Consider the following 23,600-nt stretch of genomic DNA (forward strand, 5'->3'; position numbering starts at 1 on the left):
AATGAAGCGCCGCCGTGCGGCAAAATACGGCCCGGAAGCCAAAAACCCAAATCGTGGGTTGAAAACGGGTGTAACACCCAAATATTTCTTATGATTAAATCTAGTCTCATTCAGCGCATTTATTGTGTTCAATTAAACGCTTCGTGACAACCTTAACCGAAACATCGCACCCCGGGAGGCCCCATCGTGAGTTTATTCGACAAGAAGCATCTGGTTTCACAAGCTGATGCATTACCGGGACGCAACACCCCTATGCCTGTGGCGACCTTACACGCCGTCAATAACCATTCAATGACCAACGTTCCTGATGGAATGGAAATCGCCCTGTTCGCCATGGGCTGCTTCTGGGGCGTTGAGCGCCTCTTCTGGCAGCTGCCCGGCGTCTACAGCACCGCGGCCGGCTACACGGGCGGCTATACGCCGAATCCAACCTACCGCGAAGTCTGCTCCGGCGAAACCGGCCATGCGGAAGCGGTACGCGTGGTATATGACCCGACGGTCATCAGCTACGAACAGCTCCTGCAGGTCTTCTGGGAAAACCACGACCCGGCGCAGGGCATGCGTCAGGGCAACGACCACGGCACACAGTATCGCTCGGCCATTTATCCGCTCACGCCTGAGCAGGACGCCGCCGCGCGCGCCAGCCTTGAGCGTTTCCAGCAGGCCATGCGTGAAGCAGGCGATACGCGCGAGGTGACCACGGAAATCGCGACGGCGAAACCGTTCTACTACGCCGAGGACGATCACCAGCAGTATCTGCATAAAAACCCGTACGGCTACTGCGGCATCGGAGGCATCGGCGTTTGCCTGCCGCCACAGCTTGCCTGATTATTAACCGTTAAATCGTCACCCGTACCGGACAGCGCACGCTGTCCGGTCTGTTTTATGCCAAAAATGTGACCTCTGGCAGATTTACATCTCTTTACGCTATACTACCGCTGAAATAATCGGCTCAACGCTACGAGCTGACGTTCTACGTGTTTTCACACAAATGGTATCAACTCCCCTTCTGAGGATCTGGCGAGAAGCCGGATAAACTATGTTAAACAGTATTTTAGTAATACTTTGTCTTATTGCCGTCAGTGCATTTTTCTCGATATCTGAGATCTCGCTGGCCGCGTCCCGTAAAATCAAACTTAAGCTGCTTGCCGACGAGGGCAACATCAATGCCACCCGCATCCTGAAAATGCAGGAAAACCCCGGCATGTTCTTCACCGTGGTGCAGATTGGCCTTAACGCGGTCGCCATTCTCGGCGGTATCGTGGGCGATGCGGCCTTTTCTCCAGCGTTTTATAGCCTCTTTGTCAAATACATGTCCGCTGAGCTTGCCGAACAGCTGAGCTTTATTCTCTCCTTCTCGCTGGTAACCGGCCTGTTCATCCTCTTTGCAGACCTGACCCCGAAACGCATCGGTATGATTGCGCCAGAAGCTGTAGCTTTGCGTATCATCAACCCGATGCGCTTCTGTCTGTACGTGTTTCGTCCGCTGGTGTGGTTCTTCAACGGCCTGGCGAACGTGATTTTCCGCATCTTTAAGCTGCCAATGGTGCGTAAAGACGACATCACCTCTGACGACATTTATGCGGTGGTGGAAGCCGGCGCGCTAGCCGGGGTGCTGCGTAAGCAGGAACACGAGCTGATTGAGAACGTATTTGAACTGGAATCCCGTACTGTGCCCTCTTCCATGACGGGCCGTGAAAACATTATCTGGTTCGATTTACATGAAGATGAGCAGAGCCTGAAGAACAAAGTGGCGCAGCATCCTCACTCCAAGTTCCTGGTCTGTAATGAAGATATCGACCACATCATCGGTTACGTCGACTCCAAAGACCTGCTGAACCGCGTGCTGGCAAACCAGAGCCTGGCGCTCAACAGCGGCGTGCAGATCCGCAATACCCTGATTGTGCCGGACACCCTGACGCTCTCCGAAGCGCTGGAAAGTTTCAAAACCGCCGGGGAAGACTTCGCGGTGATCATGAATGAATACGCGCTGGTGGTGGGTATCATCACGCTGAACGACGTGATGACCACGCTGATGGGAGACCTGGTTGGCCAGGGACTGGAAGAGCAGATTGTTCAGCGTGACGATAATTCATGGCTGATCGACGGCGGTACGCCGATTGAAGACGTCATGCGCGTGCTGGATATCGACGAGTTCCCGCAGTCCGGTAACTACGAAACCATCGGCGGCTTTATGATGTTTATGCTGCGTAAAATCCCGAAACGCACCGACTCGGTGAAGTTCTCCGGCTACAAGTTTGAGGTGGTGGATATTGATAACTATCGCATCGACCAGCTGCTGGTGACGCGTATTGACAACAAGCCGACCGTACTGGTGCCGAAGCTGCCGGACGCGGAAGAGAAGGTGTCGGCGTAACGTTCCTGCCCCCACAAACATCAACGGCTCCCATCGGGAGCCGTCTTTTTAACTACCTACTGCATAGCACGTTGGTTAAGCCATCTCAGTTTGCAGACGCATAACCTGACGGTTGACTTCGGACATCACAGACAGGTGCTGTTTGTCCTTCACTTTTGGGACAAGGATCTTGCCCTTATCAAACTCAAAAGCGCCAACATCCTTGATGTACAACCGTCCACGGAACAGGATCTTCACGTACTTCGCCACCTGAAGCGGGTTGTAGCGTTGGAAAATTTTCATTCTTGTATCTCCTGCGAATCATACGCTCTTGCGGTGCCACAATCGGCCCGACTGTCCTGAGCGCAAATTTTGATGCCCAATGACTATAGACCAGAACTACGGTGTTACCCAGTGTGCATAAGTTTATTTACCGTTTGATTACAATTATTCAGAATAATCTTTGCAAAGCGTGATAGAGAGCAGTATAAGCCGTCGTTTTTTCATGGATATGTGCGTTCACCCGCAAACTGGCACTCGGATTGCGGGAAAACCACATTGATCGCACTTATGATTAAAACGTATGACCAAGTGGTCGGATCACCTGCAAACAATAAGGAAACGCCATGACCCTACGTAACATCCTTGCGGCAGCCTGCCTGCTGCTGCCCCTGTGGGCTTCCGCTCACAGCATTGAAAAAGGACAACGTGTACCGCCAGTCGGCATTGCTGACCGGGGAGAATTGATTCTCGACAATGATAAGTTTAGCTATAAAGCCTGGAATAGCGCGCAGCTCGCGGGCAAAGTGAGAGTTGTACAACATATTGCCGGTCGTACATCCGCAAAAGAGAAGAATGCCAGCCTGGTGGAGGCGATCAAGGCCGCAAAATTCCCTCATGACCGCTACCAGACCACCACGATTGTGAACACCGATGATGCCATCCCTGGCTCCGGGATGTTTGTGCGCTCAAGCCTTGAGAGCAATAAAAAGCTCTACCCGTGGTCGCAGTTTATCGTCGACAGCAACGGCGTGACGCGTAAGGCCTGGCAGCTTGAGGAAGAGAGCTCCGCGATTGTCGTGCTGGATAAGGACGGCCGCGTGCAGTGGGTGAAAGACGGGGCGCTGACCCAGGAAGAGGTGCAGCAGGTTGTCGCCCTGCTGCACAAACTGCTGGCTCAGTAAAGAGAGACGCGGAAGCCGGGGTTGAGGAAGGATTCGCGCGGGGTGTAGTCCAGCGGCTTGCCCTGCCAGTCATGGACATGCGCCCCGGCGGCCGCGGCAACGGCATGGCCTGCCGCGGTATCCCAGACGTTGGTTGGCCCAAAGCGCGGATACAGCTGCGCCTGACCTTCCGCCACCAGGCAGAATTTCAGCGACGAGCCAATCGAGGTGGTCTGGTGTTCACCCAGCTGTTGCAGGTATTCCTCCAGCTCGCTGTCGCTGTGCGAGCGGCTAATCACCACCAGCGGTGGACGGGCATCGCGCACCTGGATCTGCTTGCGTACGCCGCACTCCTCCTTCCAGGCCTTCCCTTCTGCAGCGCTGTACATCACCTTCATTACCGGCGCGTAGACCACGCCGAGCACCGCTTTACCCTTCTCAATCAGGGCAATATTGACGGTGAACTCACCGTTGCGCTTGATGAACTCTTTTGTCCCGTCCAGCGGATCGACCAGCCAATAGCGCTGCCAGTGCTGGCGCTCGTCCCAGCTTTGCGGCGCTTCTTCAGACAGAACAGGGATATCCGGCGTTAAGGCCTGCAGACCTTGCAGGATCACCTTATGCGCCGCGATATCGGCCGCCGTGACCGGGGAGTCGTCCGCCTTGCTGACGACCTCCATCGGTTTTACACCGTCATACACCTGCATGATGGCATCTCCCGCATCCCGTGCGAGCTGACAAATCTTATCTAGCATTTTCCACCTCTTTGTTAACGCAGTGAGGTTAACTCTTTGTTTTAGTTATATCGTAATGTGAACAATTCCGCTATCTGTGAAGCAATTCCGGTTTCAGGTCGCTTTTTTCTGTCAGGATTCACATTTCTGTAAGCAACAAACGATAGATACATACTCTTTTGTGGAACGGATCGAAAAAAGGACTCCTCTGATGATTAAGTTTAGTGCAACGCTTCTGGCGATGCTGATTGCAGCGAGCGTGCAGGCGGCGACGGTAGATCTGCGTATTCTGGAAACGACCGATCTGCACAGCAATATGATGGACTTCGATTACTACAAAGATACCCCTACGGAAAAATTCGGACTGGTACGTACAGCAAGTTTGATCAACGCCGCGCGGGGTGAAGTCAAAAATAGCGTGCTGGTGGACAACGGCGATCTCATTCAGGGCAGCCCGCTTGGCGACTACATGGCGGCGAAAGGTCTGAAGAAAGGCGAGATCCATCCCGTTTATAAAGCGATGAACACGCTGGACTATGCCGTTGGCAACCTGGGCAACCATGAATTCAACTACGGCCTGAAATACCTGCACGATGCGCTGGCCGGCGCGAAGTTCCCCTACGTTAACGCCAATATCATCGACGTTAAGACGCAAAAGCCGCTCTTTACCCCTTACCTGATTAAAGAGAGTGAAGTTGTCGATCGGGACGGTAAAAAGCAGACGCTGAAAATCGGCTATATCGGCTTCGTACCGCCGCAGATCATGACCTGGGATAAAGCCAACCTCGACGGCAAAGTGACCGTTAATGACATTACCGAAACCGCGCGCAAGTATGTGCCGGAAATGCGTGCGAAAGGCGCGGATGTCGTTGTCGTGGTGGCTCACTCAGGCCTGTCAGCCGACCCGTACCAGGCCATGGCGGAGAACTCCGTTTATTATCTGAGCGAAGTCCCGGGCGTTGACGCGATCCTGTTCGGCCACGCTCACGCCGTTTTCCCGGGCAAAGATTTTGCCAGCATTCAAGGGGCGGATATCGAGAAAGGGACGCTCAACGGCGTGCCGTCGGTGATGCCGGGCATGTGGGGCGACCACCTTGGCGTGGTGGATCTGGTGCTAAATAACGACAGCGGCAGCTGGAAGGTGACGCAGTCAAAAGCCGAAGCGCGCCCGATTTACGACGCGGCGGCTAAAAAATCCCTGGCCGCGGAAGATAAAAAGCTGGTCGACGTGCTGAAGCACGACCACGACGCCACCCGCGAATTCGTCAGCAAGCCGATCGGCAAATCCGCCGACAATATGTACAGCTTCCTGGCGCTGGTGCAGGACGATCCGACCGTTCAGGTGGTCAACATGGCCCAGAAAGCCTATGCCGAACACTTTGTTCAGGGCGATCCGGATCTGGCAAAACTGCCGGTGCTGTCTGCCGCTGCGCCATTCAAAGTGGGCGGACGCAAGAACGACCCGGCAAGCTATGTTGAGGTCGAAAAAGGCCAGCTCACCTTCCGTAACGCCGCCGATCTCTATCTCTACCCGAATACGCTGGTGGTGGTTAAAGCCTCGGGGAAAGAGGTGAAGGAGTGGCTGGAGTGTTCTGCCGGACAGTTTAACCAGATTGACCCGCACAACAGCAAGCCGCAGTCGCTGATTAACTGGGACGGCTTCCGCACCTACAACTTCGACGTGATCGACGGCGTAAATTACCAGATTGACGTCACCCAGCCAGCGAAATATGACGGCGAGTGCCAGGCGATTAACCCGCAGGCCGAACGCATCAAAAACCTGACCTTCAACGGCAAGGCGATCGACCCGAATGCCACCTTCCTGGTGGTAACCAATAACTACCGTGCCTACGGCGGTAAGTTTGCCGGTACGGGCGATAGCCACATCGCTTTTGCCTCGCCGGACGAAAACCGCTCGGTGCTGGCGGCGTGGATCGGCGCGGAGTCGAAGAAGGCGGGCGAAATTCACCCGGCGGTGGATAACAACTGGCGTCTTGCGCCAATCCACAGCGATGCGAAACTGGATATCCGCTTTGAAACGTCACCGTCCGATAAAGCAGCCGCGTTTATTAAGGATAAGGCGCAGTATCCGATGAAAAAGGTTGCGACGGATGATATCGGGTTCGCGATTTATCAGGTGGATTTGAGCAGGTAGCGGTGATTGTGCCGGGTAAGGCGAAACCGCCACCCGGCTTTTACGCCGCACGCTCATCCCGATTCGCCATCACCTTCGGCGTATTGACTTCAATCCAGTCCGCCAGCGCGGCGACTTTCTCGCTCACCTCGATGCCCATCGGTGTCAGGCTATACTCGACGTGCGGCGGCACGACCGGATACGACACGCGATCGACAAACCCGTCCTGCTCCAGCGCCTGAAGCGACTGGGACAGCATCTTTTCGCTCACCCCGCCCATTTTATGGCGCAGCTCGCTAAAACGGTGCGTTCCTCCGCGCAGAGCCAGCAGGATCAGCACGCCCCATCGGCTGGTAACGTGTTTAAGCACCTCCCGTGAAGGGCACTGTTCCGCGAAGAGATTGCCATCGCGCATTTGCTCGCTGAGCGTTGGGATCGTTTTTTTCATACTTACCTTTTTGTACGTACTTACTAAAAGTTAGCTATGGTGATAGTGTGCCACAACACCAGACAAACACGAAGGAGATTTATCATGATCGCGATTACCGGCGCTACCGGCCAGCTTGGCCAGCACGTTATTGAAGAACTGCTGAAAACCGTTCCAGCAAACCAGATTGTTGCCATTGTTCGTAACCCGGCGAAAGCTGAAGCGTTAAGCAACCAGGGTATTGTGGTTCGTCAGGCGGATTACACCGATAAGGCCGCCTTTACTGCCGCGCTGAGCGGCGTGGAAAAGCTGCTGCTCATCTCCTCCAGCGAAGTGGGCCAGCGCGCGACCCAGCACCAGAACGTGATCAACGCCGCCAAAGCGGCAGGCGTGAAATTTATCGCCTACACCAGCCTGCTGCACGCGGATAAATCACCGCTGGGTCTGCACGTTGAACATGTCGAAACCGAGAAAGCGCTGGCAGAATCTGGCGTGCCATACGCCCTGCTGCGCAACGGCTGGTACACCGAAAACTACCTGGCGAGCGCGCCGCCTGCGCTGGAACACGGCGTATTCATTGGTGCCGCAGGCGAAGGAAAAATTGCCTCCGCCACCCGCGCAGACTATGCCGCGGCGGCAGCCAAAGTGATCGCTGAAGAGGGTCATGCGGGCAAGGTATACGAACTGGCAGGCGACCACGGCTGGACATTGAGCGAGCTGGCGGCGGAACTGAGCAAGCAGAGCGGTAAACCTGTGGCGTATCAAAACCTGAGCGAAGCGGACTTTGCAGCCGCATTGAAGAGCGTGGGTTTACCCGCTGGGCTGGCGGATATGCTGGCGGACTCCGACGTGGGCGCGTCCAAAGGCGGCCTGTTTGACGACAGCCGTACCCTGAGCAAGCTGATTGGCCGCCCGACTACACCGCTGGCGGAGAGCGTCAAAGCCATTCTGTAATTGTTACGGATTGGTTATTTTTTGTGGCATCCCCTCGGGTCATCTCTGATAATGTAGTGATGACCCATGAGGAGGCTCATCGTGCAAGGCGTACCGGAACAGTTTACTGACGAGAGAGACAGCGCGCGCTTTCGCCATCTGGCGCAGCTGCCGGGCCTTGAACTCTATCACGCGCATATCTCGGACTACGCCTTTGAGCCCCACACCCATGAAGCCTTCGGCATCGGCACCATCGAAACCGGCGCCGAACGCTTTCGCTATCGCGGCACCCAGCATCTCGCACCTGAAAAATCCGTTGTTACCATGAACCCGGACGAGATCCATACCGGGGAGTCCGCGACCGAAGACGGCTGGCGCTACCGGATGGTCTACATCGAACCCGATCTTCTGGAAGAGGTAACCGGCCTGCGCCACTGGTGGTTCAGCGACGTAACCCGTTACGACCCGCAGCGCTCTCAGCAGATCGGCAGGCTAATTTACGGCCTGTGGCATACGGACGATCCGCTGGCGCAAAAAGGCTTATTGCTGGATCTGATCGAGACCTTTCAGCCGCTAGCCCATCACGCGCCGAAGGTTCAGGAAGGCGCACACCGGTTCGAGCGCGTGCGCGAGTATTTGCACGACAACTATATGCACGCCCTGACGCTGGACGAACTGGCGAACGTTGTCTCGCTCAGCCCGTACCATTTCCAGCGACAGTTCAAAGCCCATTTTCACGTTACGCCGCACCAGATGTTGATGGCCATCCGCCTGTGGCGCGCCAAGGCGTTTCTCACCCACGGTATGCCCGCCGCCGAAGTCGCCGCCGCAACGGGGCTGACCGACCAGTCGCATTTAACCCGCGCCTTCACCCGCCGCTACGGCATTACGCCCGTGCGCTACCAGAAACAGGTCACCCGGCGCTAATGCGCAATCTCATACAATACGCGCGCGTTTCCCCCTTCTAGACTGAGTGCAGAGTAAATCAATGTGGATGGAAAAATGATTAGCGGCGTGTTGTATGCCCTGCTTGCAGGTCTGATGTGGGGGCTGATCTTTGTCGGCCCTCTGATCGTGCCGGAATACCCGGCGATATTGCAGTCTACCGGACGTTATCTGGCGCTCGGGCTGATTGCCCTTCCTCTGGCATGGCTGGGGCGTACGCGCTTGCGACAGCTCAGCCGTCAGGACTGGGGCACCGCGCTGGGGCTGACCATGATGGGCAATCTCATCTATTACGTCTGCCTGGCAAGCGCCATTCAGCGAACCGGAGCGCCGGTGTCGACCATGATTATCGGCACGCTGCCGGTGGTCATCCCCATCTTCGCGAATCTGCTTTATAGCCATCGGGACGGCAAGCTGGCGTGGTCGAAAATGATACCCGCCCTGGCCTGCACCGCCGTGGGGCTGGTGTGCGTCAATATCGCCGAGCTGCGCCACGGCCTGGCAGACTTCAGCTTATGGCGTTACGGTTCGGGGATCGTTTTAGCGTTCATCTCGGTCGCGTGCTGGGCCTGGTACGCCCTGCGCAATGCGCGCTGGCTGCGGGAGAACCCGGACAAACACCCGATGATGTGGGCAACGGCGCAGGCGCTGGTCACGCTCCCCGTCTCGTTAGTGGGGTATGCCGGCGCATGCCTCTGGCTGGGTCATCAGCAGCCGGAATTTGCGCAGCCCTTCGGGCCAAGACCCTGGGTCTTTATTGGTTTAATGGTTGCGATTGCGGTGCTGTGCTCCTGGGTGGGCGCGCTGTGCTGGAACATTGCCAGCCAGAAGCTGCCGACGGTGATCTTAGGGCCGCTGATTGTGTTCGAAACCCTGGCCGGGCTGCTGTACACCTTCCTGATGCGCCAGAGCGTGCCGCCGCTGTTAACGGCCTGCGGGATCGCGCTGCTGGTGGTGGGAGTGGTGATGGCGGTAAGAGCGAAGCCGGAAAAACCGAGGGTCGTTCCGGCTTCGGAGGTGTGATTTTGCCGGGTGGCGGCTACGCCTTACCCGGCATGATGTTAAAACGTTTCCCAGTTCGCTTCAGGCGCCGTCGCTGCTGGCTGCGCTTTTGGCACATAGGTTTTCACCGGTGCCGCTTTGACCGCCTGATTACGCGTTATTTTGAACACTGCTACCGCTTCGTTCAGGCGTGCGGCCTGATCTTCCAGCGCCGCCGCTGCCGCCGCAGACTCCTCCACCAGCGAGGCGTTCTGCTGGGTCACGCGGTCCATCTCGGCTACCGCCTGGCCCACCTGGTCGATACCGCGGCTCTGCTCGTCAGAGGCAGAGGCAATTTCGCCCATGATGTCGGTCACGCGGGTAACCGCGTTAACGATTTCCGCCATCGTCGCGCCCGCTTCGTTCACCAGCTGCGAGCCCGCGTTCACGCGCTCGCCGGAATCATCGATCAGCGCCTTAATCTCTTTCGCCGCCTGGGCGCTGCGCTGGGCAAGCGTGCGTACTTCTCCTGCAACCACCGCAAAGCCACGGCCCTGCTCGCCCGCGCGCGCCGCTTCCACCGCCGCGTTCAGCGCCAGAATGTTGGTCTGGAAGGCAATGCCGTCGATAACGTTAGTAATTTGCGCGATTTTGCTGGAGCTGGTGGCGATCTCGTCCATGGTGCGCACCACCCCTTCCACCACGTTACCGCCCTTCTTCGCGGTTGAGGAGGCATCCAGCGCCAGACGAGACGCCTGACGCGCGTTATCCGCGTTCTGCTTCACGGTGGCGGTCAGCTGTTCCATGCTGGCTGCCGTCTCTTCCAGAGACGCGGCCTGCTGCTCGGTACGGGAAGAGAGGTCGTTGCTGCCCGCCGAGATTTCACCCGCACCGGTATAGATGGTGTCTGCGCCTTCACGCACCACGCCCACAGTGTTCGCCAGCGAGGTTTGCATCTCCTGCACGTTGCGCGCCAGGATAGCCATTTCGTTTTTGCCTTCAGCCTGAATCGGCTGGGTTAAATCCCCTGCCGCGATGGCGCGGATATGGTTGATCACCTCTTCCAGCGGCAGCAGCAGCACCCGGCGCATGGCGATCCAGCTGGAGATAATCACCGCAATGACGAGGATCATGACGGCAGAAAGGATCCACAGGATGCGCTTGTAGTCGCTTTCGTTATCCTGAATGCCTTTACTGGTGAGCGCAGCCTGCGCCTCGCGCCACTCGCGATAGACCTTTTGCATTGCCGTCTGCTTCTGTTCGGCATTCTGCTTGAACATATCTTCCAGGTTGCCCTGGCCCAGCAGAACGTTCATTTGCGTCAACGTGGCGGAGTAGATGCGGTACTGCTCTTCCAGCCGATCGGCCAGGTTCTCATCCAGACCCGGGGTATTCGGCAGGGCGTAGTATTTGTCGTAATGGACCTGCGCATTGGCCAGCAGATTTTTCGCGGTGTTAACCAGCTCGTTCAGCTGTCCGCCGTTAATCTGAGAGGCCATGCTGCTTTGCAGACGCAGCATCCCGCGGTTTAGCGTGACGCGCGCCTGGTTCAGGCTGATCCAGGCGTCGGTAAATTCCGCCACGTTCTGGCTGGAAAGCTGCGACACGGTGAAGTTGTCTTTATCGTTATTCAGCGCGTTGATAAAGATACCCGCGGAAATCACTTGCATGATGCCGAGCACAAGCAGCACCGAAATAAGAAGAGTAATGACTTTAATACGTTTAAACATACGTTGCCTTTGTTATATGCAGGTTTGTCTGACGTGTATCTATCGGCACGCGCGGCGGGTTGTTTACTGTTTCTCCACCTTTAAAAACTTTCTAAACCACTTTCCTAAATCCATTCAGGGAGTTAAACGGGACATTTTTTTGTGATCCGTGTCGCACTTTCCCCCTTCCCTCTAAAGGGTTATAGCGCCGCCTTAAAGATGCATTTAATATGCATCTTATATTTTTAATGACGAGGTAACTGCTATGGCCTTTCGCGACCAACCCCTCGGCGAGCTGGCGCTCTCCATCCCTCGCGCTTCCGCGCTGTTCCGTAAATACGATATGGATTACTGCTGCGGCGGTAAGCAAACGCTGGCGCGAGCGGCCTCGCGCAAGGAACTGGACGTGGAGGCTATCGAAGCGGAGCTGGCGCTGCTGGCTGAACAGCCTGTTGAAAAAGACTGGCGCACCGCCCCGCTCACGGAAATCATCGACCATATCATCGTGCGTTACCACGACCGCCACCGTGAACAGCTGCCTGAGCTGATCCTGCAGGCAACGAAAGTTGAGCGCGTACATGCCGACAAGCCTTCCGTGCCGCGCGGTCTGGCAAAATACCTGACCATGCTGCATGAAGAGCTTTCCAGCCACATGATGAAAGAAGAGCAGATCCTCTTCCCGATGATTAAACAGGGAATGGGAAGCCAGGCGATGGGGCCTATCAGCGTAATGGAAAGCGAGCACGATGACGCGGGCGAACTGCTGGATGTGATCAAACACACCACTAACAACGTCACGCCGCCGCCGGAAGCGTGCACCACCTGGAAAGCGATGTACAACGGCATTAACGAGATGATTGACGACCTGATGGAGCACATCAGTCTTGAGAATAACGTGCTGTTCCCGCGGGCATTGTCGGGGGAATAAAAAAGCCCGGTGGCGCTAGCGCTTACCGGGCCTACAACGTCCTCGAACATAGGCCGGGTAAGCGTCAGCGCCACCCGGCAGCATGCTTAACGCATGCCTGCCATACGTTTCTTACCGATAAACAGCCAGCCCAGCCCCAGCGCGATAAACCACAGCGGCGTGACGATCAGCGCCTGACGGGTGTCATCTTCGAGCGTCAGCAGCACCAGCACGAACACGAAGAACGCCATGCACACCCAGCACATCAGCTTGCCCAACGGCATCTTGTAGATCGACTTCTCATGCAGGTGCGGACGCTGTTTGCGGTACACCAGGTACGAGCACAGGATAATGGTCCAGACGAACATGAACAGGATCGCCGACACGGTGGTGATCATGGTAAACGCGCCAATTACGCTTGGGTTCACGTAGAGCATCACCACACCACCCAGCAGGCACATGCAGGAGAAGGTCAGCCCTTTCGCCGGTACCGCACGTTTAGAGAGTTTCGCAAAGGCGCTCGGCGCCACGCCCTCCTGCGCCAGACCAAACAGCATACGGCTGGTTGAGAACACGCCGCTGTTCGCGGAAGAGGCCGCAGAGGTCAGCACCACGAAGTTAATCAGGCTCGCCGCAGCAGGCAGCCCTACCAGCACGAACAGCTCAACGAACGGGCTCTTGCTGGGCACCACGGAGCTCCACGGCGTCACGGACATGATGATGATCAGCGCGAAGACGTAGAACATGATGATACGCACCGGTATGGAGTTGATGGCGCGCGGCAGGGACTTCTCCGGATCTTTGGTTTCCGCAGCGGTCGTTCCGACAAGCTCAATCCCCACAAACGCAAACACCGCAATCTGGAAGCCCGCAAAGAAGCCGCTGATGCCTTTCGGGAACCAGCCGCCGTCATTCCACAGATGGGTGAAGGACGCCTGAACGCCCGTTGGCGACTGGAAGTGCGTCAGGACCATCACCAGGCCCACCACAATCAGCCCCACGATAGCGACAATCTTGATCATCGCGAACCAGAACTCCATCTCACCGAACATTTTCACGGTGGCGAGGTTGAGGCTCAGCAGCAGAATAATCACCGCCAGCGAGGCGACCCAGTCCGACAGCCCCGGGAACCAGAACTGCGCATAAGCGGTAATCGCCACGACGTCCGCCATGCCGGTGACCACCCAGCAGAACCAGTAGGTCCAGCCGGTAAAGTAGCCCGCCCACGGGCCGAGCAGGTCCGACGCGAAGTCGCTGAAGGATTTGTATTCGAGGTTCGAGAGCAGCAATTCACCCATTGCGCGCATCACGAAGAAGAGCATAAAACCGATGATCATATAAACGAAGATGATCGACGGCCCGGCAAGACTGATGGTTTTGCCCGACCCCATAAACAGCCCGGTGCCGATGGCACCACCGATAGCGATAAGCTGTATATGACGGTTTGTGAGATTGCGCCGTAGCGACTGTTCAGACGTCGCCTCTTCTGCAGCGGCGACTTTGACCTGATCTACCATGTAATTTTTCCTGTTTATGCCTGTCTGTGTTGTTAAGGCTCTTCTGGCCTTTAAAAACGTCAAATAAATGACGGTCCCTTCGTAAGGGTTTATCGATATTAGGTAAGAATCGGCGGGATGAATACTATGATTTAGATATTATGTTAATAATATGTTGAAAGTGAGTGTCATATCACTCATACAGCGCGAAACAGCTCACAAAAATACACGCAACAGTTTCGTTTGCAAGATAAAATGTTGATTCCGTCGTAACTATGGGTTTTATCACTATTTTCCTCTCCCCGGGCGGAGAGAGGAAATAAGAAAAGTCGATTACAGGATTTCCAGCAGCTCGACTTCAAAGACCAGGGTGCTGAATGGCGGGATGGACGCGCCAGCGCCACGCTCGCCGTAAGCCAGGTTGTGCGGGATGGTCAGTTCCCATTTGGAACCCACTGGCATCAGGGTCAGGGCTTCGATCCAGCCCGCGATAACGCCGTTGACCGGGAACTCAGCCGGTTCGCCGCGCGCCACGGAGCTGTCGAACACGGTACCGTCGATCAGCTTACCGGTATAGTGCACGCGAACGTGGTCGGTACGCGCCGGGATAGCGCCGTCGCCCTGGTTGATCACGCGGAACTGCAGGCCGGATTCGGTGCTGTTCACGCCTTCGCGCTCGCGGTTCTCTTCCAGATATTTCACGCCTTCGGCTGCCATCTCTTCGAAGCGCGCGCGACGCACGGCGTCAGCACGTTCGTGGATTTCACGCAGCGCACGATGCACAACGTCAACCGGAACGGCAGGCTGTTTGCCTTCCAGCGCATCAGCGATACCCGCCACCAGCGCTTCAGGTAACAGACCTTCCAGGCCGGATTCGCTCAGCTGCTGTCCTACCTGCAAGCCGATACCGTAACTTGCCTGCGCTTCGATAGTGTCAAAAGTCGGGGTGGTCATGGGTTTTCCTTCCATCACATTTAAAGTAGCGGGCAGCATATCAGCCATGCCCTTATGGGTAAAACTTTGTCTGAAGTTAAGGTGACAAACCGCGACGAAACAGAAACAATAGAGACAACCAGGATTAATCCCGAACTGATGTCACGGATGTCCGGTTTGCTACGTCGTTCAGGCAGTTAGCGAACTATACTTCGAAGCACAGGATATAAAAGACGCGGAGCAGGAGGAGAGCCATGCCCGGGCGATTTGAACTGAAACCTACCCTGGCGAAAATCTGGCAGGCGCCGGACAATTTTCGCATTATGGACCCGCTGCCTCCTCTGCACCGCAGGGGGATCATCATTGGTGCGCTGATGGTGATCGTGGGCTTCCTGCTTCCTTCCGGCGGTGATGATGTTGATACCGCGCCGGTCACCCGCAATGCGCAGCTGGATCTTCAGTCGCAAACGCGGCCGCAGCCTGACGCGCAGCCGATGCAGACGCAGCTGGTAACCCCGTCTAACGATCCGGGTCAGGTCGCGCCTGTTGAACCCGAACCCGTTCAGGATGAACAGGAGCAGGCCGCAGCGCCGTCTGAGCCGCAAACCCAGCAGCCGACCGGCATCGAGCAGCAGTGGCGTTCCTATCGCGTGGAGCCGGGCAAAACCCTGGCACAGCTTTTCCGCGACCACAACCTGCCGCCGACCGACGTGTATGCCATGGCAAAAGTGGAAGGCGCAGGTAAACCGCTGAGTAACTTACAGAACGGCCAGATGGTGCAGATTCGCCAGAACGCCAGCGGGGTGGTCACCGGGCTGACCATTGATACCGGAAATGGGCAGCAGGTGCTGTTTACCCGCCAGCCGGACGGCAGTTTCATCAGAGCACGTTAATGGCGTATGCCGGGTAAGGCGAAGCCGCCACCCGGCACTTTTGTTCTCAGGCACTCCGTTTATTCACCCACCAGATCCCCGAGCAGACCAGCACCAGCGCAATCGCGTATTTGATATCCAGAATGTTTTCGCCGAGGAAAATGGCGGAAAGCACCGTCCCTGCAACAGGAATGACAAAGTTGAACGGAGCAATCATGCTTACCCGGTTCACTTTCAGCAGCGCGCTCCACAGGGCGAACGCCACCGATGAGAGCAGCGTCAGATACCCCAGCACCGCAACGGCCTTCATGCTGTGCACTTCCAGCGTTCCGCCCGTGGCATAACCTCCCGCAACCAGCGCAGTCCCGCCTATCGCCAGCTGCCAGCCGGTCATCACCGTTGGGTCGACGGTCTGGGAAATACGTTTCCCGTAAAGCGTGGCGGCAGAGAGAATAAAAGCCGCCAGCACCACAAAGCCGTCGCCTTTCCAGATAAACTGGAAATCGCTCAACCCACTGTGAAAATTCACCAGCATCACCCCGGCAAACCCAAGAATACAGCCCAGCGTTTTGTTATAGCTGAGTTTGTCATTGTGGTAGATAAAGTGCGCCAGCAGTACGCTGAAGAAAGTCCCGGTGGCGTTCATGATTGAGCCGTTTACCCCCGTCGTGTAGGCCAGTCCTATATAGAAGAAAGTGTACTGAATGGTGGTCTGGGTCAGCCCGAGGATCGTGAGCTGGCCAAACTGCGCGGGCGTGAGCCTGCCAATCGGTTTGCGCTGGGCCAGCGCAAACAGCAGCAGCAAGGCACCGGCAAACAGAAAACGGTATCCGGCAAAAACGACTTTGGAGGGAATATCATCGGTCGCGATCTGAAAGAGTTCGTAGCCATTTTTAATGGCCGGGTACGAGCTCCCCCAAAGCAGGCAGCAGAGCGTGGCGCAGGCGTAGGCCACATGTCGACGGGCAAAGACGGGCGTGGGCAGAGCGGTATCCATGACAAATCTCATAAATAAAATTGCGTTTCAATTTATTATCAGAGAATGCGTCAGGAATAGCTACCATACGAGATAAAAAGAGAATTTCCGGTAGCTTTAAATAGCAAAACGCCGGCACAAGGCCGGCGCTTCGACGCGAGCAGAGTAAAAAATTACTCAGCTACAACGTTAACAACCAGTTTAGCGAACACTTCGCTGTGAACCTGGAAGTCAACTTCGTGCTCACCAGTGGTACGCAGAACGCCGTTCGGCATGCGAACTTCGCTCTTAGCCACTTTAACGCCTGCTGCAGTAACTGCATCAGCGATATCGCGGGTACCGATGGAACCGAACAGTTTACCTTCGTCGCCAGCTTTGGAAGCGATGGTAACAGTGCCCAGTGCGTTGATTGCTTCAGCGCGAGCGTTAGCAGCCGCCAGAACGTCAGCCAGTTTGGCTTCCAGTTCAGCGCGACGTGCTTCGAAAAACTCTACGTTTTTCTTAGTAGCTGGAACAGCTTTACCCTGTGGAACCAGGAAGTTACGAGCGTAGCCCGCTTTAACGTTAACCTGATCACCCAGGCTGCCCAGGTTTGCTACTTTATCAAGCAGAATAACTTGCATTACCTTATCCTCTTAAAGTCGTATTAATGGACCGTGCCCGATTACTGATGACGATCAGTGTACGGCAGCAGGGACAGGTAGCGAGCGCGTTTGATAGCGCGAGCCAGCTGACGCTGATATTTTGCACGAGTACCGGTGATACGGCTTGGGACAATCTTACCGCTTTCGGTGATGTAGTTTTTCAGCGTTGCGATATCTTTATAGTCGATCTCTTGAACGCCTTCCGCGGTGAAACGGCAGAACTTGCGACGACGGAAATAACGTGCCATATGGCTAGTCTCCAGTATCTATCAAATCAATCTGCTCGGCATGCAGAACCATTTTGCTCAGGCCGTTCTTTGCCTTGTGGCAAGAGATGAACCCCTGAACGATTACTGCGCTACCGACCGTTAAACTGTGAGTAATGGCCTGGTTTTCGTGTCCGCTAATAATAACGGGCATTTGGCACCACGCCTGCCGGTGAAACCCGGCTTCCTCTTGCACAGAACGATGCTCAAGCACGAACTGGCAATGCGGAATTCCTGATGGACTGACCTTTCGAAGGGGAGCCCTGCATACGATGCCGGACAACGCCAGACGGTTGGTCATCAGAAATTACTCTTCAGAATCCCCAGCATCAGAATCATCTGCGGTTTCGTTTGCGAAATCATCGCGACGCTCACGGCGCTCGTCTTTCGCTTTAACCATCGGAGATGCTTCGGTAACTGCGTTTTTGGTACGCATAACCATGCTGCGGATAACGGCATCGTTGAAGCGGAAGGTAGTTTCCAGCTCATCGATCACTTCCTGCGGCGCTTCAACGTTCATCAGAACGTAGTGTGCTTTGTGCAGTTTGTTGATCGGGTAAGCCAGCTGACGGCGGCCCCAGTCTTCCAGACGGTGGATCGTACCTTCTGCACCAGTGATGGCAGCAGAGTAACGCTCGATCATACCCGGAACCTGTTCGCTCTGGTCAGGATGGACCATAAAAACGATTTCGTAATGACGCATCGAATTGCTCCTTACGGATTATTCAGCCTCCTGTCTGGGTCAGCCGAGGCCCGGGGAGGCAAGGAACGTGTTAAAGGTCGGCTGAAAAATTGACGCGTCATAATACTTGCCCCCCCCAGGAAACTCAAGCTGATTGCACAAATAATTCGCACAAAGCGTAAAGCTGGTCTAAGTGGGTGATTTAAAATTAATCGCATCAGGAAGCGTTGTTTTTTTGAACAACTGCATCAGAAATGGTCACGCATCCCCGCCGGAGGAATGATTACACTTTAATCAGAGATCAGCTGAATTAAAGAAGGAGTATTCCCCTCACACAGCACGCAGTCGTGGAGCGCATATCATGAAAAAAATCGCAGTAGCCATAATGGCGGCGCTTTTGCTCAGTGCAAATGCGATGGCAGCCATCAAAATAGACGGCCGGCAGGCCAGAAACATGGATGATGTGCATAGCTTAGGCGTAATCTATATCAATCATAATTTCGCCACTGAAAGCGAAGCAGATCGGGCACTAAATGAAGAGACCGATGCCCAGGGCGCAACCTATTACCACGTGATGTTAACCCGTGAGCCCGGCAGCAACGGCAATATGCACGCCAGTGCAGATATCTACCGGTAACCCTTAACGCTAGCACCAGGAAAGCCAACAACGAGAACATAGCCATAGTTGACGTTGCCCCCTGTCCGGGGGCTTTTTTTTGTGAATGGCTCCGGAATACCACCGGTTACAACTGTTTTCGGTATTCCAGAGCACTTATTCACTTCTGCCCGTAGTAGGCATTCGGGCCGTGCTTGCGCATGAAATGCTTGTTCATCAGGTAATCGTCAATGCCCTGAAGCTGTGGATTAATGCCGCGGGCAATCCACGCCATGCGCGCCACTTCCTCCATGACAACCGCATTATGAACGGCGTCGTGGGCATCTTTTCCCCAGGAGAACGGACCGTGCTGATACACCACAATCCCCGGCGTATGCAGCGGTTCGCTTTCACCCAACGTTTCGATGATGACCTTCCCGGTGTTGAGCTCGTATTCGCCTTCCACTTCAGCCTGCGTTAATGCGCGCGTGCAGGGGATGTCGCCAAAGAAGTAGTCCGCATGCGTTGTTCCCAGCGCCGGAATCGCCAGCCCCGCCTGTGCCCAGGCGGTGGCGTGCGTGGAGTGGGTATGCACAACGCCACCCAGCGATGGATAACGCTGGTACAGCGCCAGATGGGTCGCCGTATCAGAAGAAGGACGCCATTTGCCCTCAACGACGTTTCCTTCGAGGTCGACCACCACCATATCGTCCGCTTTCATGGTTTCATACGCCACGCCGCTCGGCTTGATCACCACCAGACCTTGTTCACGGTCGATGGCGCTCACGTTGCCCCAGGTGAACGTTACCAGGCCATAGCGCGGCAGATCCATATTGGCCTCAAAGACCTGCTGTTTCAGCTTAAGCATGTTCAGCCTCCAGTAACCCCGCGCGCGCCATACGCTCGCGCACCCAGTCCCGCGCTTTTGCCACTTCCGCAGCCGGATCGTCTGACGTTTCGCTCCACATCTCAATCAGATAAGGCCCGCAATACCCTGTCTGTTTGAGCGTCTCGAAGCACCGTTCGAAATCCACCACCCCGGTGCCGAACGGTACGTTTTTAAACACGCCAGGGCGGGTATCTTTGACGTGCACCGCCACGATATGCCCGATGCCCGCCTGCAGCTCCATCTGCACGTCGTTATCCCAGGCCGACAGATTGCCGATATCCGGATAAAGCTGGAACCAGGGGTTATTCAGATAGTGTGCATAGCCCAGCGCCTTGCTGATGGAGTTCATCAACGGGTAGTCCATGATCTCCATCGCCAGCGTGACCTGCGCGCGGCTTGCCATCTCAACGCTCTCTTTCAGGCCGTCACGGAAACGACGGCGCGTTTCGTCGTTGGCTTCCTGATAGTAAACGTCGTAACCCGCCAGCTGGATCACGCGGATGCCGACATCCTGCGCAAAACGAATGGCTTTGCGCATGATCTCCAGCCCTTCAGCGCGCACGGCATCGTCTTCACTGCCGAGCGGAAAACGGCGGTGGGCGCTCAGACACATGGACGGCACGCGCACGCCGGTTTCGGCAATGGCGCTCACCAGCGCCAGGCGCTGCTCGCGACGCCAGTCCAGGCGAGAAAGGCGCTCATCCGTCTCATCCACGGACATTTCGACAAAATCGAAACCCAGCTGTTTTGCCAGCCGTAACCGCTCCAGCCAGCACTCCCCTGCAGGGAGTGCCTTTTCATAGATGCCAAGCGGGACCTGTTTTGACAACATACCCGCTCCTTAACCCCAAAGCTGAGCGATTGAGCGTTTGAACTGACGCGCCGCTTCCACCGGAGATGCCGCGTCGCGAATGCTGCGGCCAGCGATAAAGACGTGAATAGGGATGCCCTGGAACAGCGGCAGATCTTCCAGCGCCAGGCCACCGGTGACGGTGACTTTGAAGCCCATATCCGCCAGACGCTTAATCGCGCTGATATCCGCTTCACCCCACGCCACGCCTGCGGCTTGCGCATCGCGGCTGCGGTGATACACCACCTGCTGGATGCCCGCATCGCGCCACTCCTGCGCCTGCTCCCAGGTCCAGAAGCCGGTCAGTTCAATCTGCACGTCGCCGTTAAACTCTTTTGCCACGTCCAGCGCGCCTTTGGCGGTGTTGATATCCGCACAGCAGATCACGGTGACCCAGTCGGCGTTGGCTTCAAAGCACATGCGGGAAAGGATTTTGCCTGCGTCAGCAATCTTGGCATCCGCCAGCACGATTTTGTGCGGATAGAGCGCTTTCAGGTCACGAACGGCGCGCACGCCTTCGCCCACGCACAGAATGGTCCCCACTTCGATGATATCCACCTCTTCCGCAATCAGGCGGGTGGTTTCGTAAGCGTGAGACAGCGTCTGGTTATCCAGCGCAACTTGCAACATTGGTAATGACATGTTCAATTCCTCTTAAACGGCCGCCGCAGTGGCGTTATCAATTAAATCCAGCACTTCCTGCGCGGTGCGGCAGGCGCGTAAACGGTCAAAATTGGCTTCGTCATCAAACAGATTGACGATCTGCATGATGCCCACCTCCTGGTGGGTGTTGGCATCAACGGCCGCCATGGTGATGAGAATGTCGACCGGGTCGTTATCTTCGTGGTTGAACACCAGCGGCGTTTTCAGGGTCACCAGCGCAAAACCGGTTTTCTTGACGCCCTCTTCCGGGCGGCCGTGCGGCATGGCCAGGCCCGGCGCAATCACGAAATAGGGGCCGTGCTGCGCCACGCCATCCAGAATGGCCTGGTAATAGCGCGGCTCGACAACGTCCGCTTTAACCAGCAGATCCACACTCAGCTTCACCGCTTCCTGCCAGGTGCTGGCGTCGGCCTGTAAAAGGATGGCGTTATTCTCTGCCAGCGAATCACGTAGTTTCATGTGGCGTCCTTACTTCACGTCTTGTGGGAAGTGTTCTTTGATCACTTCCAGCAGTTTTGGCCCGAAATCCGCAGGCGAGAGCATGTTGCGCACGCCTACCACATATTTGTTGCCCGACACGCTAATCTCACCGGCAATATGAGTTGAAGCGATGATGATGTCCGCGCCGTTCAGTTCACTTTTGTATTCACCCACTGCGCAGCTGTTCACCGTGTGGTCGATGTTTGACTGGGTCAAAAACTGGTCCACTTTCATCTTCATGATCATGGAGCTACCTTGCCCATTGCCACACACAGCCAGGATACGTACGGTCATAATCGAAACTCCTTAATGAGCAGACACTTCTGCTGTTTGTTTTTCCGCATCTTCTTCAGCTCGCAGCGAACGGCCAGCGAAGAACATATAAGCCAGAGCAATCAGGATGATGACGGCCATAAAGGCCAGACCGACGGAGGCAAAGCCCTGCATCATCGGTGGGGCCAGAATTGACCAGTCCGCCATGCCCATCCAGGCGCTCATACCGGTGAGCTTGACCGCCCACACGCAACCGAAGATTTCCACCATGCCCATCACCAGGCAGATCTTGAGCGCCGCGCGCCAGCCGCCGAAGTGGTTAGCAAACACACCAATGGTGGCGTTGGAGAAGAACATCGGGATAAAGCCAGGAATGATCAGGATTGAGGAGCCGCAGCCCACCAGGATGCCCACCGCAATCAGCTGGCCGATGGTGCCCCACATAAAGCCCCAGACGACGGCGTTTGGCGCAAAGCTATAGATAGCCGCACAGTCAATCGCCAGTACCGCACCAGGGATCAGGCGCTGAGAGATGCCGTTAAAGGCCTCCGACAGCTCGGCGACGAACATACGCACGCCCTGAGTGATGATGAAAATCGCTACCGCGAAGGAGAAACCGGTCTGCAGGATATAGACCGTCCAGTGGGTTTTACCCGCCATCGCCTGCACGACGTCAATGCCGAAAGAGAGCAGAATGGCGCCGAAGAAGATGGTCATCACAATCGCGGTGGAGACGATGTTGTCGTGGAAGATATTCAACCAGCCAGGCAGTTTGAGGTCTTCGACACTCTCCTCTTTTTTGCCCAGGTACGGCGCAACTTTATAGGCAATCCAGGAGGCGAACTGCTGTTGGTGGCCGATGGAGAAGCCACAGCCGTCAGTCACTTCCTGGGTTGGCTTGTACATCATGTTGGAGGTGATACCCCAGTAGAGCGAGACCAGCACCGCGGTGCAGATAATCGTGGTCCACATGGAGTAACCGAAGATATAGAGAGAAACCGCGATCAGCCCCGCCTGCTGGAACATGATGTGCCCGGTGAGCATGATGGTGCGAATGCCGGTAATGCGGCGCAGGAGCACGTAAATGATGTTCAGCGCCAGCGCGAGCAGCACCGCATACCCCACCCAGCTATAGGCATCACCCATGCGATCGATGGTCGCCATCATTGAGGCGTAGGTATCAGAGATAGCGCCGTTGATGCCATACACTTCCGACATTTTGGCGACGACCGGCTTAAACGTGCTGGTCAGAATGCCTGACCCCGCCTGCAACAGCATGAAGCCGATAATGGTTTTGATGGTGCCTTTAATAATCACGCTGACGCTTTTGCGCAGCAGGATGTACCCCAGGCACGTCACGATACCCAGCAACAGCGGGGCGTTGGTCATTACCTGATTAAAGAAAACGGTAAAGACGTTGTAGAGGATCTCCATAACTCTCTCCAGAAATGAGAACACGAGGGGCAATCCCTGTGCGGTTGGTGCCATCACTCTATTAATCACAAATAATCACCACAAGATTGCATTTGATTATTTGTGACGCATCACGCAATTTATTTCCATGCTGTTAGTAATGATTTTCACTACCGCATCACAAAAATAAATTAATCCTTATAATTCATCAAATTAATGTTTAATGCAGGATAGTCTAACAAGTAAAGAGTGGAGAGTCCGTGAAGTCGCGCAGATAAA

27 protein-coding genes are annotated in these 23,600 nt (G+C 55.7%); 10 read left to right on the forward strand and 17 right to left on the reverse strand.

The features are described from left to right. The first annotated feature begins 186 nt into the window (after positions 1-186). Complete coding sequence (msrA, locus tag APT89_RS21290) at positions 187-828, forward strand: peptide-methionine (S)-S-oxide reductase MsrA (protein ID WP_028015284.1); 642 nt, start codon at positions 187-189, stop codon at positions 826-828. Positions 829-1,039: 211 nt separating this feature from the next. Then, the gene (locus tag APT89_RS21295) at positions 1,040-2,377 is read left to right on the forward strand and encodes a hemolysin family protein (protein ID WP_028015283.1); all 1,338 of its coding nucleotides are present in this window, start codon (positions 1,040-1,042) and stop codon (positions 2,375-2,377) included. Between the two features lie 75 nt (positions 2,378-2,452). On the opposite strand, the gene APT89_RS21300 is transcribed toward APT89_RS21295, so the two are convergent. Further along, entirely contained in the window at positions 2,453-2,659 is a 207-nt protein-coding gene (locus APT89_RS21300; protein WP_008501430.1) for a DUF1107 domain-containing protein, read from the reverse strand. Between the two features lie 323 nt (positions 2,660-2,982). Between APT89_RS21300 and APT89_RS21305 the strand changes: the two genes are divergently transcribed. Beyond that, positions 2,983-3,540: a YtfJ family protein gene (locus APT89_RS21305; protein ID WP_028015282.1), complete on the forward strand. Its 558-nt coding sequence runs from the start codon at positions 2,983-2,985 to the stop codon at positions 3,538-3,540. Here the strand turns inward: APT89_RS21305 and cysQ are convergent. Then, entirely contained in the window at positions 3,534-4,274 is a 741-nt protein-coding gene (cysQ, locus tag APT89_RS21310) for a 3'(2'),5'-bisphosphate nucleotidase CysQ (RefSeq protein WP_028015281.1), read from the reverse strand. The genes APT89_RS21305 and cysQ overlap by 7 nt on opposite strands. A gap of 190 nt (positions 4,275-4,464) precedes the next feature. Here cysQ and APT89_RS21315 point away from each other — a divergent pair, with 190 nt between their 5' ends. Continuing rightward, positions 4,465-6,408, forward strand: coding sequence for a bifunctional 2',3'-cyclic-nucleotide 2'-phosphodiesterase/3'-nucleotidase (locus APT89_RS21315; RefSeq protein WP_060573518.1), 1,944 nt, complete (start codon positions 4,465-4,467; stop codon positions 6,406-6,408). A gap of 40 nt (positions 6,409-6,448) precedes the next feature. On the opposite strand, the gene APT89_RS21320 is transcribed toward APT89_RS21315, so the two are convergent. Then, positions 6,449-6,835 carry a winged helix-turn-helix transcriptional regulator gene (locus APT89_RS21320; RefSeq protein ID WP_028015279.1) on the reverse strand — a complete coding sequence of 129 codons (387 nt, stop codon included), beginning with the start codon at positions 6,833-6,835 and terminating at the stop codon, positions 6,449-6,451. Positions 6,836-6,919: 84 nt separating this feature from the next. On the opposite strand from APT89_RS21320, the gene APT89_RS21325 reads away from it, so the two are divergent. The 3 genes from APT89_RS21325 to APT89_RS21335 all read left to right on the forward strand — a co-directional run bounded on the left by APT89_RS21325 (position 6,920) and on the right by APT89_RS21335 (position 9,715). Then, positions 6,920-7,768 (forward strand): SDR family oxidoreductase, encoded by an 849-nt coding sequence (locus APT89_RS21325; RefSeq protein WP_041911470.1) that lies wholly within the window; start codon positions 6,920-6,922, stop codon positions 7,766-7,768. 81 nt (positions 7,769-7,849) lie between these two features. Next, the gene (locus tag APT89_RS21330) at positions 7,850-8,674 is read left to right on the forward strand and encodes an AraC family transcriptional regulator (protein WP_060573520.1); all 825 of its coding nucleotides are present in this window, start codon (positions 7,850-7,852) and stop codon (positions 8,672-8,674) included. A 75-nt stretch (positions 8,675-8,749) separates the two neighbouring features. Further along, complete coding sequence (locus APT89_RS21335; protein WP_060573522.1) at positions 8,750-9,715, forward strand: DMT family transporter; 966 nt, start codon at positions 8,750-8,752, stop codon at positions 9,713-9,715. A gap of 38 nt (positions 9,716-9,753) precedes the next feature. Here APT89_RS21335 and APT89_RS21340 read toward each other — a convergent pair whose 3' ends face one another. Beyond that, a complete protein-coding gene (locus APT89_RS21340; RefSeq protein WP_045631259.1) occupies positions 9,754-11,403 on the reverse strand; it encodes a methyl-accepting chemotaxis protein in 1,650 nt (549 codons plus the stop codon). Positions 11,404-11,647: 244 nt separating this feature from the next. Here APT89_RS21340 and ytfE point away from each other — a divergent pair, with 244 nt between their 5' ends. Then, the gene (gene ytfE, locus APT89_RS21345) at positions 11,648-12,310 is read left to right on the forward strand and encodes an iron-sulfur cluster repair protein YtfE (RefSeq protein ID WP_060573523.1); all 663 of its coding nucleotides are present in this window, start codon (positions 11,648-11,650) and stop codon (positions 12,308-12,310) included. 86 nt (positions 12,311-12,396) lie between these two features. Here ytfE and cycA read toward each other — a convergent pair whose 3' ends face one another. Together cycA and fklB are read right to left on the reverse strand one after the other, a co-directional pair. Next, a complete protein-coding gene (gene cycA, locus APT89_RS21350) occupies positions 12,397-13,806 on the reverse strand; it encodes a D-serine/D-alanine/glycine transporter (RefSeq protein WP_041911474.1) in 1,410 nt (469 codons plus the stop codon). 312 nt (positions 13,807-14,118) lie between these two features. Next, positions 14,119-14,739: an FKBP-type peptidyl-prolyl cis-trans isomerase gene (gene fklB, locus APT89_RS21355; protein WP_008502892.1), complete on the reverse strand. Its 621-nt coding sequence runs from the start codon at positions 14,737-14,739 to the stop codon at positions 14,119-14,121. A gap of 233 nt (positions 14,740-14,972) precedes the next feature. Between fklB and APT89_RS21360 the strand changes: the two genes are divergently transcribed. Continuing rightward, positions 14,973-15,611 (forward strand): OapA family protein, encoded by a 639-nt coding sequence (locus APT89_RS21360; protein ID WP_028015272.1) that lies wholly within the window; start codon positions 14,973-14,975, stop codon positions 15,609-15,611. Positions 15,612-15,657: 46 nt separating this feature from the next. On the opposite strand, the gene APT89_RS21365 is transcribed toward APT89_RS21360, so the two are convergent. From APT89_RS21365 to rpsF, 5 genes are all read right to left on the reverse strand, one after another. Continuing rightward, positions 15,658-16,587: a DMT family transporter gene (locus tag APT89_RS21365; protein ID WP_041911475.1), complete on the reverse strand. Its 930-nt coding sequence runs from the start codon at positions 16,585-16,587 to the stop codon at positions 15,658-15,660. 152 nt (positions 16,588-16,739) lie between these two features. After that, positions 16,740-17,189 (reverse strand): 50S ribosomal protein L9, encoded by a 450-nt coding sequence (gene rplI, locus APT89_RS21370; RefSeq protein ID WP_006810372.1) that lies wholly within the window; start codon positions 17,187-17,189, stop codon positions 16,740-16,742. Positions 17,190-17,230: 41 nt separating this feature from the next. Further along, positions 17,231-17,458: a 30S ribosomal protein S18 gene (gene rpsR, locus APT89_RS21375; RefSeq protein WP_000135199.1), complete on the reverse strand. Its 228-nt coding sequence runs from the start codon at positions 17,456-17,458 to the stop codon at positions 17,231-17,233. Between the two features lie 4 nt (positions 17,459-17,462). Beyond that, positions 17,463-17,777: a primosomal replication protein N gene (gene priB / locus APT89_RS21380; RefSeq protein ID WP_028015270.1), complete on the reverse strand. Its 315-nt coding sequence runs from the start codon at positions 17,775-17,777 to the stop codon at positions 17,463-17,465. Positions 17,778-17,783: 6 nt separating this feature from the next. Then, a complete protein-coding gene (gene rpsF, locus APT89_RS21385; RefSeq protein WP_014068637.1) occupies positions 17,784-18,179 on the reverse strand; it encodes a 30S ribosomal protein S6 in 396 nt (131 codons plus the stop codon). A gap of 340 nt (positions 18,180-18,519) precedes the next feature. On the opposite strand from rpsF, the gene yjfY reads away from it, so the two are divergent. Then, a complete protein-coding gene (gene yjfY, locus APT89_RS21390; RefSeq protein WP_041911476.1) occupies positions 18,520-18,795 on the forward strand; it encodes a DUF1471 family protein YjfY in 276 nt (91 codons plus the stop codon). A 139-nt stretch (positions 18,796-18,934) separates the two neighbouring features. Here the strand turns inward: yjfY and APT89_RS21395 are convergent, their stop codons facing one another. Genes APT89_RS21395 through ulaA form a run of 6 tightly spaced genes read right to left on the reverse strand, consistent with a single transcriptional unit; the run spans position 18,935 to position 23,342 of the window. Then, entirely contained in the window at positions 18,935-19,621 is a 687-nt protein-coding gene (locus tag APT89_RS21395) for an L-ribulose-5-phosphate 4-epimerase (protein ID WP_060573525.1), read from the reverse strand. Continuing rightward, entirely contained in the window at positions 19,614-20,474 is an 861-nt protein-coding gene (locus APT89_RS21400; RefSeq protein WP_048957683.1) for an L-ribulose-5-phosphate 3-epimerase, read from the reverse strand. The genes APT89_RS21395 and APT89_RS21400 overlap by 8 nt, the downstream gene beginning before the upstream one ends. Before the next feature lie 9 nt (positions 20,475-20,483). Next, positions 20,484-21,134 carry a 3-keto-L-gulonate-6-phosphate decarboxylase UlaD gene (ulaD, locus tag APT89_RS21405; protein WP_023334265.1) on the reverse strand — a complete coding sequence of 217 codons (651 nt, stop codon included), beginning with the start codon at positions 21,132-21,134 and terminating at the stop codon, positions 20,484-20,486. A gap of 12 nt (positions 21,135-21,146) precedes the next feature. After that, on the reverse strand, positions 21,147-21,614 hold the full coding sequence (gene ulaC, locus APT89_RS21410; RefSeq protein WP_045259633.1) for a PTS ascorbate transporter subunit IIA: 468 nt from the start codon (positions 21,612-21,614) through the stop codon (positions 21,147-21,149). A 9-nt stretch (positions 21,615-21,623) separates the two neighbouring features. Beyond that, a complete protein-coding gene (gene ulaB / locus APT89_RS21415) occupies positions 21,624-21,929 on the reverse strand; it encodes a PTS ascorbate transporter subunit IIB (protein WP_003856022.1) in 306 nt (101 codons plus the stop codon). A 12-nt stretch (positions 21,930-21,941) separates the two neighbouring features. After that, positions 21,942-23,342, reverse strand: coding sequence for a PTS ascorbate transporter subunit IIC (gene ulaA / locus APT89_RS21420; protein ID WP_041911480.1), 1,401 nt, complete (start codon positions 23,340-23,342; stop codon positions 21,942-21,944). Positions 23,343-23,600 lie beyond the last annotated feature (258 nt).

Origin of the sequence: Enterobacter sp. 50588862 (assembly GCF_001462935.1) — a bacterium.
In the GTDB taxonomy this organism is placed as follows: domain Bacteria; phylum Pseudomonadota; class Gammaproteobacteria; order Enterobacterales; family Enterobacteriaceae; genus Enterobacter; species Enterobacter bugandensis.